Genomic DNA, 13,024 nt, shown 5'->3' with positions numbered 1-13,024 from the left:
GCGTTCATCTCGCGGAGCTTGCGTTTGGTCTCACCGTCCAGAGCGCTCAACGGTTCCCTCCGGCGTAATAAGCGCTGCCACGAACGTAACCGCCATGGTCCGGTTCCGGTTCAGGGGCCTGTCCGGTTTTGTCTTGCCCGGTATCGAGGATCGGTCGCAAATGCGCATAACGCGGAGAGCGGACCGGGCCCCGCAGCGCGAGTGCGCAGGCGGCCTCGACCCGGGCCGACGGGAAACGGCGCGAGAGTTTCAGCACGGCCAGTGCGGCGTCGAAGCCGGCCTCGTCGATGAAGACGGTCTCGAAGATCTTGGCCGTCACGGTGAGTGTTGCCGGCCCGATCCGCGCGGCCCATTCCTCGATCCGAGGTCGGTCCCAGGCCTGGAAGCTGCGCCCCTCGGGCAAGTCCGCATCGTTGGTCCGATACTGGTTGCTGGTCGTTGCTGGCAGCAGCAAATGGCTGGCCAGACGCTCATCGCGCCGATAAACCTCTAACACCGTCTCGGTGAGGCGAAGGTCCACCAGGGCGCCGATGTGGCTGAAGGGAACGGAGTAGAAATTCTTGGCCCAGACCACGTGGGCGTTGGCGTTGACCTTGCGTTTATAGGACCACGTGCTGATTTCAAACGGTGCCGCCGGCAGCGCCTGCAACAACGGCTTCTCCTCGGTGGTGAACACGCTGAGGCGGGACCCGACACGTTTCTGGAAAGGCTCCCGGTTGTAGGCCTCCATCTGTTCCCGGATTCGCCGGCGCAACTGCGCCAGCGAGGTGAACGTCTCCTTCCTCAAACCGGCGATGACCCAGGTCGCGACATGGGCCACCGTGTTCTCAGTGCTACTTTTGTCGCGCGGGTGCCGAACCCTCCCGGGCAGCACCGCCGCCGAGTAGTGCGCCGCCATTTCCCGGTAGGCATCGTTGAGAACGACTTCGCCCTCCTTGGGGTGGGAGATGACTCCGGTCTTCAAGTTGTCCGGCACCAGGCGCGGGACGCTGCCGCCGAAGAAGGCGAACATCGCCGTGTGCGCACGCAACCACGCCTCCTGCCGCATATCCAGGGTCGCTTCAACAAACGCATAGCGGCTGAACGGCAGGCACGCGACGAATAAATACACCTTCGACATCTCGCCCGTCGTCGGGTCGAGCAGTTGCATCGTCGGCCCGGACCAGTCGACCTCGATGCTGCGGCCGGCTTTGTGGCCGACCCGGGATGTCGCCCCCGAGACTGCGGCGTGCTCGGCATAGAGCCGGCAGAACCGGTCGTAACTCATCGTCGCCTGCGCCATCGCTGCCTGGTCGACATACTCCTGGTGCAACAGCTTCAACGTCACTCCCACCCGCGCGAGTTCGGTATGCACCCGGCCCCAGTCCGGCTGCGCGAAGACAGACTCGTGGACGCCGCGGCCGGGGAACAACGTCGAATACACCGCGGCCTCCGACAACTCGGCGACGTCATCCCAGCCGAGCCCGAGCCGCTCTGCAGCATCGAGCACCGCTCGAATGCTGTGCCGGGACATGCCCTGGGCGGACTCGATCGCCCGTCGCGACAAGCCCTGATTACGAAGCTGCAGGATCTGCTTCGCTTTGATCTTCCGTACCATTACCGGTACTCCTTCCACCAGGTGGCGCTCACCTGGTGGAAGGAGCTTTTCAGGTGGGGCTCAACCACGCCGGTAGTGGGGCTGAACGATGCAAGTCACGCATCTGAACAGTGGGGCTCAACCGCACCATAGGTGGTGTCCATCGAAGCCAATATTCAGTTACGCCTTCGTCCCGTCCCAAAGCGCGGAGTGTCAGACGTTTCATGGGGAGGACAGTCTGATTGCAACGGATAGAGGCAACTTCAATAGTCTCTATCCGCCGGTTTTTTACATGACGATGAGTGCTTTCGTCTCCGGCGAACCTGAGTCTTCCGCCGTCCTGATGAGGTCCGTCAGCATTCTCCTTCTCGTCGGGATCTTCTGTGCCCTCTGGAATCTGCTGCCAGGTAATCGCAGACTGACCTTGGTCTGGGGACTCGTGATAACGTCCGTGCCCTTGGGCATGTTCCTGCTGGCTTCTAACAATCCCAGCTCGTGGGCGATCATCTCAGCTGGTGCTCTGTGGATGTCTTTGCTGGGATACTTCGAATCATCAGGTTGGAGGAGGGCCGGTCTAGGAGCGCTTGCCGTATTGGCGTTGATAATAGGCGCCGGGGCCAGAGCCGACGCAAGCGTATACGCGGTGCTCGCGATACTCGTTGTTTGTGTGCTCACCGTGGAGAAGACGTGGCGATGGGTTGGTGCTGCCCTGTTACCGTTCCTGCTTGTCGTGGTGGCAGTTGGATTCGCCCTCTCAGCATCTCAGTCGTCCGTCGCCCTGTCCGGACTGGGCTCGCCGGGGCCTGCCAGCTGGCAGAGCCTTTTCCTGGTCAACCTCCTTGAGGTGCCCTCGCTCTGGGTCGGCGTATTCGGGTCTTGGGATCTCGGATGGTTAGACACCCACCTTCCCTCCGTCGTTTGGGTCGGCGGGCTTGGCGTATTTGTCGCCTGCGTCTCAGTCGGCCTGAAAGAGTCGTCAATCCGAAAAATTCTTGCTGTCGGCATTGTTGTTGCATCGATGTGTGTAATTCCTGCATACATTCTTGCAAGATCTGGCGCGCAGGTCGGGACCGATGTCCAACCGCGATATGTTCTACCCCTCGTCGTGATGTTGGGCGGGCTGGCGTTGCTGGACATCGACCTATGGCGGTTTCGGCTGTCATGGACCCAAACTCTTATTCCCCTGACTGTGCTTGCCGGGGGGAACTCTCTGGCTCTGCACACGAACATGAGGCGCTACCTGACCGGCCTGGATGAGCGGGGTCCGGATTTGGATGCCGGGGCGCAGTGGTGGTGGGATATTTCGGTGTCGCCCATGTTGGTATGGGCTGTGGGGTCTCTGGCGTTCGGCGGCTTCCTTGCACTCCTAGCGCGCGAGACTTTGTCGTCGGGACGCGAGCGGGAGACGGTGCGCGTAAACGTAGGAACATTCGACCGGGAAAGGTGACCGCCCTGAAGCTTTGTTAGTCTGGGGTCGGCCACGTAGCTTCACATAGCTACCCGCCGATTCGAAATCGCCCGTTGAGCGTCCCGGATCTCAACCGTCGCGTACGTGCGATTTTCGTCAGTCGAGGAGTGAAGCATGTTTGGTATCCCGGGGTTATGGTCGCGCGGGGCGGCGTATTTTTCCCAACTCGTGACGCCTAATAGTGTTGGCCTTCCGAATTGGCGTGTCATAGCGTGGTTCCCGATTCTTGTTGCTTTGGGGGCTACGGTGCTGATCGCCTTTGGCATCAGTGGAACCTCATCCGGTGCGCACTGGTTCACGCTTGGTTCTGGACCTGACCCGCGACTCCTCGATGGAATTCCGCGAGGAATCCGCGCCGACGAGTGGTTGGTTCAGCAGGGCTGGGTTGTGTCGCAGGTCAACCAAGGGTTCCCAGCTCTCAACACGATGTTCCCGGGCGGCACCGACATGACGGTGCTAAACGAACTTCCCTCCTGGGACTGGTCTTCGTTGTTTCGGCCGCACGTGTGGGGCTATCTTCTGTTTGGTCTGAACGTTGGCATGGCCTGGCACTGGTGGGTTCCGGCGTTCGTCCTTGTGAGTTCGTGCTATTTGCTTGCGGTCACGTTGCTGCCGCGTCGTCCAGTCACAGCCGCGTTGATTTCCATCGCGCTCTTCTTCACACCTTTCCTGCAGTGGTGGTACGGGCCCAGCACGCTGTTTTCCGTCGCTTGGCCACTTCTGGCCATGGCTGCTGTAGTTTGGGTGCTCGTCGACACTAGGCGTTGGGTTCGTATTGTCTGGTCCGTGGCCACGGGGTATTTCGCAGTAACCCTGGCTATGGGCCTTTATGTGCCCTACATTATTCCAGGCCTGCTTGTTTTTCTAACTTTCTCGGTCGGCTTCCTCTTTCGCGTGCGGCCTTGGGCCGTTGGGGGTGCCCGGGCGGCTTGGGGAAGACTGACACCCTTGATCGCCTCGGGGTTGGCTGCGATTGTGATTACGGCTGTTTGGGCACTCACGAGAATTGCCACCTTTGACGCTATCCAGTCGACCGTGTATCCGGGCCAGCGTTTGGCCGCGACTGGCGGTGTTCTTGTGGGAGACCCCTACTTGGCTGGCATTGGTGGCGCACCCTGGAATCAGGCCCTCAAGGCGATTCCGGGGGGGAGCCTTCTCGGGCTCAATTCGTCCGAGTCGTCATCAGTGATCCTGCTAAGTCTGTTTGTCCTGCCTGGCCTGATCTGGTTTGCCGTTCGGTCCTTTGGATCGAAGCATCGAGTCGATTGGCTGCTGGTCAGCGCTGTTCTCCTGTTTGCGCTGATCGCGGCCTACCTCTTGGTACCGGGGTGGGATGCCGTTGCGCACGTTCTACAGTTGGACCGAGTTCCTGCCGAACGATTCAGGGTCGTCTTTGTGGTCTTGCTCCCCCTCTTTGCCATTCTTGTGGTCGACCACGTGGACAGAGCCGAAACAAAACGCGCGTGGATCGTCGGCCTCTGTTGCAGCGTATTCGCGGCTGTGATCATCTTTGCGCTGTGGTCTCGGATCCGTTCGCTCAACCCTGAGATACTCGGGCTCGCCCCGACGTGGAAGATCATCGCAGTTCTGCTGGTACTCATGACACTTCTCCTGTTTATCAAACGTGGAGTCGTCGCCGCCGCGGCGATGCTCCTCGTCGCCTCAGTATTGATGGGATGGGGGGTGAATCCCATTTATCAGGGCGTTTTCGACCTCAGTAAGACAGACACTGGAGAAGCAATACTGAAGGCGGACAAGGCAGAAACAGGAGTGTGGATCGGAATCGGATCGTACGAAACCATGGCTATTCTCGTCGAGTCGGGAGTGAGCTCACTCAGTGGCGTGCAGAATTACCCCACCGAGCAAATGTGGGACGAGATCGACCCGACGTCAAAGTACGAGAATGAGTGGAACCGGTTGGGGCAGGTGCAGTGGAGCCTCGGAACCGGTGCGTTGAAGATCGCCAATCCCCAGGCGAATTTGATCGCCGTGACCGTGGATCCCTGCTCGTCCTTTGCCCAAGACGAGGTGTCGTACATTCTTGCGGATTCGCCCGTAAGCGCTGAACTGGATTGCGTCTTAGAGAAGTCGACGATCCAGCAAGGTCAGGTCGAGATGCGCATCTACGAGATCGTCCCAGCAGGCCGCGGCTAATACGGGCCTGGGAACGGCTACGGCCCAGGTGTCAGGAATTCTCGTCCGCCCCCGAAGGCCGCCGCGAGTACGCCTTCTCCAAGCGATTGAGGCGCTCTTCCTGGAGGGCGCACTCTTCCGCAAGGATGCGCGTCTTGCCTTCTAGATCTGTCAGCTCCGCGCTCTGCTGGATGCAGACCAGGAAGAGCACCAAGAGGCTAAGGAAGAACGCGAGGTTGGTCGGAATCTCGACGCCCACGACGTCAGCGGCCCAAACCAGTGCCTGGGGAAATATCCCCAGCAGCAGTGCCAACAGCCCGGCGACGATCCACCATACGGCGTGCCGTTCGCGCAGTCGGCGTCGGCGCAGCATCTCGATTACCACCGACAGCGCTAAGAGAGCGGCCACGATGCCGAATATGTAGCTTGCGACGTTCATGCGGGGATTCCTTCGTTGGTGAGGGGCACCCGAGGTCTCATGAGCGCGATAAGCAGAGCCATACCGGCCCGGCCCAGGTAGGCAGCGGCTTTGAGCGGATCGTGGGACGGGACTCCGCCCGCGCGCGGGCGCATTGACACGGGCAGTTGTCGGATCGTACACCCCGCACGAGCAGCGATGACGAGCGACTCAATAGTGTCCCCGAGGTACTCGGCCGGGTAGTGCTCGGCGAAGAGGCGGACGGCGCGGGGTCCCGTGGCCCGAAATCCGGACGTCGTATCGGTCAGCTTCGTTCTGGCCAGCGCGCTGAGGATGCCTGCGAGCACGACCATTGCCCACCGCCGGGGACCGGTGACCAGATAGTCACCTTCTCCGGCGAAGCGGGCGCCGAGAACGAGATCGGCGGACTCCAGACCCTGCAGAAGTTCGGGGACTCCGGCCGGGTCGTGTTGGCCGTCGGAGTCGACCTGCACGACGTTCTCGAAACCATGGAGCAGGGCGTACTTGAAGCCCGCGCGCATGGCACCCCCAACGCCGAGATTGAACGGCAGGCTGATGACAGTGGCGCCCGCGCGGCGTGCCCGTTCAACAGTTCGGTCGGTCGAACCATCGTCCACAACGAGAACGCTGACTCCAGGCAGCTTAGCGAAAACCTCGGTGACGACGGCTGCGACCGACTCCTCCTCATTGAGTGCAGGCATCACAATTAACGTGGCCGTGAGAGAGCTTGTCATAGGCGAATCCTACCAAAGTGGTGATCGTCCCTCCGTTGTTAGGTAGGCTCGGCTGGTGGAAAATCCATCGAACATGACGCCCCGTCCGACAGTTTCGGTCGCCCTGTGCACCCACAACGGTGATGCATTCCTGCGGTCGCAGCTTGAGAGCATCCTGAACCAAACCAGGGTCCCCGATGAGATCGTCATCAGCGACGATGCGTCAACGGATGCGACTCTGGCCGTAGCGGCTGAGGTTCTCGGTGACCGAGTTAACCCTTCTCTAATCGTGTTGCATAACGCCACGGCACTGGGCGTCACGTCGAATTTTGCACAGGCGCTCGCAGCCTGCTCAGGTGACCTGCTCACCTTGTGCGATCAGGACGACGTGTGGGACCCGACGAAGATCGAGCGCATGATCGCGGAGTTTGAGGCGCGCCCGAATCTGCTTCTCCTGCATACGGATGCGCGAATCGTGGGAAGCACTGGGCAACCTACTGGGGAGTCGCTTTTCGGTACATTGCGTGTCTCCATTGATGAGAAACGTTCCGTACATGGAGGGGATGCCTATAAGGTCCTGCTTCGACGGAATATCGTGACAGGTGCCACGGCCATGTTGCGCCGAGAACTCTTTGAGCGTGCCGGGTCGTTCCCCTCATCGTGGGTGCACGATGAATGGCTGGCGATGGTTGCTGCGGTGTCCGGTGAGATGGACCTGCTGGAGACCTCGCTGATCGACTATCGACAGCATGGCACCAACGAAATTGGGGTCAGTACCTTGACGCTGCACACCGGTTTTGGACGGCTTCGGACGTCACGTTCCGCCCGCAACGCCCGTCTCTTCAACCGCGCCCGGTCCTTGGCAGAGTGGATCGCATCACCCGGTTTCGAAGTGCCGAACCAGGTGAGCCGACGAATTATTGAGAAGCTCGAACACGAGCGTGTGCGCAGCGCACTCCCGGTAGGCCGAGCGAGGCGACTTCGACCGGTTTTAGCGGAATGGGGAACCGGACGATACTCCAACTACGGACTCGGCCTGCAGGACGTCCTGCGCGATCTGGTTCAGCCCGCATAGTTCGCAGGCTGGAGCCGGGTAGGGCACAGGATTTTCGCGGAAGCGTCGTTAGGATGAATTCCGTGAATAATCCCCAGACCGCGCGGCGACCACGAGCGAAGCTGTCCGGGTTCGTCCTGATCATGGCGGCAACGGCAACAGCCGGAATCGCCTCCTATATCGTTACGTGGCTCGTGCCGAACCAGATTGGCTTCGCAGGCTTCGCCGTGTTCGCCTCCTTTTGGTCGTTTCTGTATTTGGTCGTCGGCACGCTCGGGGGAATACAGCAGGAGGTCACGCGCGCGACAACGCCGATCGAGACAGCTGCCGGAGGTCGCGCGAGCCGTGCCCGCAACTTCGGACTGGTTTCAGGCCTCCTTGTTTTTCTCGTCATCGTCGGTTCGGCCCCCCTCTGGGTGGCTTCTGTATTTCCCGCGGACGGCTGGAATCTAGTCTGGCCCCTGGCCTGCGGCGCCGCCGCATACGTCATGGTCGCAGTCTTGGCCGGCTCGCTTTACGGCGCTTCGCAATGGGTGTCCGTGGCGTTCATGATCGCCGTAGACGCGGTTCTTCGCTTGGTCGCCGTGGGCGTTGTACTCGTCTGGACCCATGACGTCGTCGCCCTGGCCTGGGCCGTGGCGATCCCCTTCCCTGTCACCCTGGTCGTCCTGTGGCCGTTCATCAGGCGTGCCATTGTCGGGCGCACTCAGCTGGACGTGGGCTATCTGGCCCTCACTTGGAACGTGTCTCGGACCATGGTCGCAGCGGCATCCACCGGCGTCATGGTCAGCGGCTTTCCCCTGCTGCTCGGCCTTACGTCGGCCGGGGAATCGTCGGAGTTACTCGGGCTCTTCATTCTGACGATCACCTTGACGCGCGCGCCCCTGATCATCGTCGCGATGTCGCTGCAGAGCTATTTCCTCATCATGTTTCGCGACATTGGCGACAGCTTCTGGAAGCGGTTCCTGAGCATTCAGTCACTCATCCTCGGAACCGCGGCGGTACTGGCCGGCGTCGGCTGGCTGATTGGGCCGGCCGTGTTCGGATTCCTCTTCCCGGAGCAGCTCCAGCCTGAGGGGTGGTTCATTGCCGTGCTGGTGTTCTCCTCGGCTCTCGTGGGCGCCCTGTGCGTGAGCGCGCCGGCCGTGCTCGCCCGGTCGCAGCATTTCGTGTACACCGCAGGTTGGGTCATCGCGGCCGCTGTCACCCTCGTGGCGTTACTCATGCCGCTCGACTTCACGCAGCGCACATGTCTGGCCCTGGTTGCCGGCCCCGTGGCCGGATTGCTGATCCACGGCATCTACCTGGCACTGTCGCCCCGCTCCCATGAGCCGTCCGCGCACCCGTAAGCACGCTCGATAGACTCGTTCTTACCTCACTCCTGCGCATTGGCGCTCGCCTCCACTATTGTCGGACCGGCGCGATGTTATCCACACCACTACACGTGAAAGGCACGCGGCTTCCGCAAGCTCATGAGCAGTTCAAACATCCTCGTCGTCCTCCCGACACTCGGCGACAGAATCGACAGCCTTCGGGAAACTCTGGAGGCCATCAATCACCAGCGCAACGACGTTGCCCTCACGCTCGCCTTGGTCGCCCCAGCAGGGGCGACCGAGGCCAGGGCGATGGCTGCCGAGTACGGGGCAGTCGTCATTGACGACCCGAAGACTGGCATCTCCGCCGCCATCAACTGCGGCCTCGCGGCGCGTACGACCGAACGCTATTATGCCTGGATTGGTGACGATGATCTGTTTCGCCCGGGGGGCCTCAAGCGGTTGCAGGCGATGCTCGACCAAGACCCTGCCGCAGTGTTGGCCTTCGGCGGCTGCGAGTACATCGACCCCACCGGAAAGAAACTTGCCCTCAGCAACGCAGGTCCGCTCGCCACATTTCTCCTGGCGTGGGGCCCGGACCTCATTCCCCACCCCGGCACTATGATTCGCCTCGACGCCCTGCAAGCGATCGGTGGATTCGATGTCACACTCAAATACGCCATGGACCTGGACGCCTTCCTGAAGCTCCGCAGCCACGGCAAATTCATCTCGACTCGTGTCCCGGTTTCCGCTTTTCGCTGGCACCCCGACTCGCTCACAGTGGCCAACCGTTTGAGTTCCAGCCTTGAGTCCGAAGCAGTGAAGCGCCGTCACCTTCCGGTTCCGCTGCGCCCCCTGAGTCCCATTTGGAACTACCCGATTCGCTGGGCATCGTCGTTCGCTGCACGGCGGGTGAGCGCCCAAGCCTGAGGATCCGGCTGCGTAAGCTCGACTTTCGCCGTGATCCGTTCTGTTCCCCAACCTGCCGAAATCGTGGAGTGAACTATATGAACGAACCGTTGCGCGTTGCGCTGTCTATGGCAACCCTCGTGCGCGGGGGCATGGGCGGGAGCGAAACATACGCCCGGGCGCTCACCGAGCAGCTTGCCCTCACAGACGCCGTCGATGCGAAGGCATTCGTGCCTGCATCGGCTCGCGGGTTCAGTGCGGGGATCCCCGAACGTGTCATCGAGAACCTCAGCGTCGGTGCGAGCACCCGCGAGCGACTCACCGGCCTCTCGCGGATCATCGCCCGATCCTCCTCGATCCGGCGTAGTATGGCCGGTGCCGACGTCGTGCATTTCCCGTTCACGGTGCCGGCACCCACGCCGCGGGGCTCACAGGCATCCGTTCAAACACTCCACGACGTGCAGCATCTTGAGCTCCCTCACATGTTCAGCTCAGCGGAACTGCTTTACCGCCGCCTCTTCTACGAGGGGTTCGCGGCCAAGGCAGATGCCGTGATCACGATCAGCCATTTCACTAAGTCGCGCCTGATAAACAGCCTGGGGCTCGACCCCGAGCGAGTCCACGTCGCCTACCTCGGTGTCGATGCTGCTCGCTATACGCCCAACCTCGGCCTGCGGGAGAACTTCGTGCTGTACCCGGCCCGTGGCTGGCCCCACAAGAACCATGCGCGCCTGATTGAAGCCATGACGCTTGCTCGCCGGGACCTGCCCGACCTTCGGCTCGTTCTCACTGGCGGCGGACTTGAGAACTTGGGGGAACTTCCCGGCTGGGTTGACCGCCGTGGGCTGGTACCGCAGGAGGAGCTCCTTCGCCTCTACCAAACGGCCTCTGCGCTCGTGTTTCCCAGCCTCTACGAGGGCTTCGGACTGCCGCCCCTCGAGGCGATGGCCTCGGGATGCCCGGTCGCGGCATCCAACGCCGGTTCGCTTCCGGAGGTCGTCGGTGATGCTGCCGTTCAGTTCGATCCCCACAACCCCGAGTCCATCGCGGCGGGAATCCTCGCAGCTGTTGCTCGCCGAGAAGAGCTCACCCAGAAGGGCCTGCTGCAGGTGAAGAAATTCACCTGGGACACATGCCGCGACGCTCACGTTCAGGCCTACCGGGCCGCGCACGAGCGGAAGATTGCATAGTTCACCACGGGGAGGGGGAACTCGCCGAGGAGACTGACGGCTGACGCGGACGGAGAGTGTCGTCACCCGCGGCTGGGAGCCGCTACCGCGATTGGTCGGTAAGCTCTATGGGCGAGGGTTTGGCCACAGCGGAGGACCGCCTGTGCTGCCGAGATCTTCCAGCCACACAGTAGGGAACTCCATGGCCAAGCGTGCTTTTATTACCGGGATCACCGGACAAGACGGTTCGTACCTCGCCGAATTGTTGCTCGGTAAGGGTTACGAGGTTCACGGTTTGATTCGTCGTGCGTCGACGTTCAATACGTCGCGTATCGATCACCTCTATGTCGATCCGCATGACACGACAGCGAAGCTGTTCCTGCACTACGGCGACCTGAGCGACGGTTCACGCCTGTCGACGTTGCTCGCGGAGATCAAGCCCGACGAGGTCTACAACCTGGCCGCGCAGTCTCACGTGCGGGTGTCGTTCGATGAGCCGGAGCACACCGCTGACACGACGGGCATGGGCTCGATTCGTCTGCTGGAGGCGGTTCGGATGTCGGGCATTCACTGCCGCTTCTATCAGGCGTCGAGTTCGGAGATGTTCGGGGCGACGCCGCCGCCGCAGAACGAGGACACGCCGTTCTACCCGCGCTCGCCGTATGGGGCCGCGAAGGTGTACAGCTACTGGATCACGAAGAACTACCGCGAGGCGTACGGCATGTTCGCCGTGAACGGTATTTTGTTCAACCACGAGTCGCCGCGTCGAGGCGAGACGTTTGTGACGCGCAAGATCACCCGCGCTGTCGCGGCGATCAAGGCCGGCAAACAGGACCACGTGTACCTCGGTAACCTCGATTCGGTTCGGGACTGGGGTTACGCGGCGGAGTATGTGGAGGGTATGTGGCGCATGCTGCAGGTGGATGAGCCTGAGGACTTCGTGCTGGCCACCGGCGGTAACTTCACGGTGCGGGATTTCGTGCAGACGGCGTTCGAGCATGCGGGCTTGGAGTGGGAGGAGCACGTGCGTTTTGACGAGCGGTACCTGCGCCCCACCGAGGTGGACGCCCTGGTCGGCGACGCGTCCAAGGCGGAGGCGAAGCTCGGCTGGAAGGCCACCGTGGACACCGCCGAGTTGGCGCGCATCATGGTCGACGCTGATATCACCGCGCTCGGGCACGCCGGTGGTCGGTGGATCGACGAGGTCAAGCTCGCGAGCTGGGGCACCAAGTAACCATGACTGTCATCGACGCCCGCGATCAGGTGGACTTCACGTCCGGCCCGCTCGAGCGCACCGGCACGTTTTACGTGGCCGGGCACCGTGGCCTGGTGGGGTCCGCTATTTGGCGGCGCCTGCAGGCCGAAGGGTTCACCGATCTGGTCGGCCGGTCATCGGCGGAGCTGGATTTGAAGGACCGCGACGCGGTGTTCGCATTCTTCGCCGAGACGACGCCGCGCTACGTGGTGCTGGCCGCGGCGAAGGTGGGCGGCATCCTCGCCAACGACACCTATCCGGTGGATTTTCTGAGTGACAACCTGCGCATTCAGGTGAACGTGCTCGACGCGGCGCTGAAGTACGGCGTGGAGAGACTGTTGTTCCTCGGGTCGAGTTGCATTTATCCGCGGCTTGCGGCGCAGCCGATTCGGGAGGATTCGCTGCTCACCGGGCACCTCGAGCCCACAAACGACGCGTACGCGATCGCGAAGATCGCCGGGATTTTGCAGATTCAGGCGGTGAGGCGTCAGTACGGGTTGCCGTGGATCTCGGCGATGCCCACGAACCTGTACGGCCCGGGCGATAACTTCTCGCCCGCCGGGTCGCATGTGTTGCCGGCGTTGATTCGCCGGTACGACGAGGCCGCGAAGAATGGCGCGAGCTCGGTGACGAACTGGGGCACCGGCACTCCGCGGCGTGAGTTCTTGCACGTGGACGACATGGCCGAGGCGTGCCTGCACCTGCTGGAGCACTACGACGGACCCGAGCAGGTGAACGTGGGTACCGGGCGTGACGTGACCATTCGGGAGATTGCGGACACGATCGCCCAGGTGGTGGGGTTCACCGGTACGACCGAGTGGGACACCGACAAGCCCGACGGCACTCCGCAGAAGCTCCTCGATGTCTCCAAGCTCGCCGAGGCCGGCTGGACCGCCCAGATCGACCTGACGGCCGGCCTGCGCTCCACAGTTGAGTGGTACCGCGACCACGCCGACACCATCCGCCAGTAACGCTTCGATTTCGTTCGGCCGGAA

At 62.0% G+C, this 13,024-nt stretch carries 11 protein-coding genes; 8 read left to right on the top strand and 3 right to left on the bottom strand.

Annotated elements, in window-relative coordinates:
* Positions 1-46: 46 nt before the first annotated feature.
* Positions 47-1,597, bottom strand: coding sequence for an IS21 family transposase (istA, locus tag BJ997_RS13350; RefSeq protein WP_035841013.1), 1,551 nt, complete (start codon positions 1,595-1,597; stop codon positions 47-49).
* A gap of 88 nt (positions 1,598-1,685) precedes the next feature.
* Between istA and BJ997_RS13345 the strand changes: the two genes are divergently transcribed.
* On the top strand, positions 1,686-3,023 hold the full coding sequence (locus tag BJ997_RS13345) for a DUF2142 domain-containing protein (protein ID WP_183323523.1): 1,338 nt from the start codon (positions 1,686-1,688) through the stop codon (positions 3,021-3,023).
* A gap of 135 nt (positions 3,024-3,158) precedes the next feature.
* Positions 3,159-5,198, top strand: coding sequence for a DUF7657 domain-containing protein (locus BJ997_RS13340; RefSeq protein WP_152602311.1), 2,040 nt, complete (start codon positions 3,159-3,161; stop codon positions 5,196-5,198).
* Positions 5,199-5,229: 31 nt separating this feature from the next.
* On the opposite strand, the gene BJ997_RS13335 is transcribed toward BJ997_RS13340, so the two are convergent.
* Positions 5,230-5,616, bottom strand: a complete 387-nt coding sequence (locus tag BJ997_RS13335) for a DUF2304 domain-containing protein (RefSeq protein ID WP_035838550.1) — start codon at positions 5,614-5,616, stop codon at positions 5,230-5,232.
* Positions 5,613-6,350: a glycosyltransferase family 2 protein gene (locus BJ997_RS13330; RefSeq protein ID WP_035838548.1), complete on the bottom strand. Its 738-nt coding sequence runs from the start codon at positions 6,348-6,350 to the stop codon at positions 5,613-5,615. The genes BJ997_RS13335 and BJ997_RS13330 overlap by 4 nt, the downstream gene beginning before the upstream one ends.
* A 55-nt stretch (positions 6,351-6,405) precedes the next feature.
* Here BJ997_RS13330 and BJ997_RS13325 point away from each other — a divergent pair, with 55 nt between their 5' ends.
* The 6 genes from BJ997_RS13325 (at position 6,406) to BJ997_RS13300 (ending at position 13,000) form a co-directional block, all read left to right on the top strand.
* Positions 6,406-7,404 carry a glycosyltransferase family 2 protein gene (locus BJ997_RS13325; protein WP_152602310.1) on the top strand — a complete coding sequence of 333 codons (999 nt, stop codon included), beginning with the start codon at positions 6,406-6,408 and terminating at the stop codon, positions 7,402-7,404.
* A 62-nt stretch (positions 7,405-7,466) separates the two neighbouring features.
* Positions 7,467-8,732, top strand: a complete 1,266-nt coding sequence (locus tag BJ997_RS13320; protein WP_152602309.1) for a hypothetical protein — start codon at positions 7,467-7,469, stop codon at positions 8,730-8,732.
* A 123-nt stretch (positions 8,733-8,855) separates the two neighbouring features.
* Positions 8,856-9,626, top strand: coding sequence for a glycosyltransferase (locus BJ997_RS13315; RefSeq protein ID WP_052542542.1), 771 nt, complete (start codon positions 8,856-8,858; stop codon positions 9,624-9,626).
* Between the two features lie 77 nt (positions 9,627-9,703).
* Positions 9,704-10,795 (top strand): glycosyltransferase family 4 protein, encoded by a 1,092-nt coding sequence (locus BJ997_RS13310; protein WP_052542541.1) that lies wholly within the window; start codon positions 9,704-9,706, stop codon positions 10,793-10,795.
* Positions 10,796-10,976: 181 nt separating this feature from the next.
* The gene (gene gmd, locus BJ997_RS13305) at positions 10,977-12,008 is read left to right on the top strand and encodes a GDP-mannose 4,6-dehydratase (protein WP_035838538.1); all 1,032 of its coding nucleotides are present in this window, start codon (positions 10,977-10,979) and stop codon (positions 12,006-12,008) included.
* A 2-nt stretch (positions 12,009-12,010) separates the two neighbouring features.
* Positions 12,011-13,000, top strand: a complete 990-nt coding sequence (locus tag BJ997_RS13300) for a GDP-L-fucose synthase family protein (RefSeq protein ID WP_035838536.1) — start codon at positions 12,011-12,013, stop codon at positions 12,998-13,000.
* The last annotated feature ends 24 nt before the right edge of the window (positions 13,001-13,024 follow it).

The sequence above is a fragment of the Cryobacterium roopkundense genome, assembly GCF_014200405.1.
In the GTDB taxonomy this organism is placed as follows: Bacteria; Actinomycetota; Actinomycetes; order Actinomycetales; family Microbacteriaceae; genus Cryobacterium; species Cryobacterium roopkundense.
The sequence above is the reverse complement of the archived record's forward strand: the minus strand, read 5'-3'. Positions and strand labels throughout refer to the sequence as shown.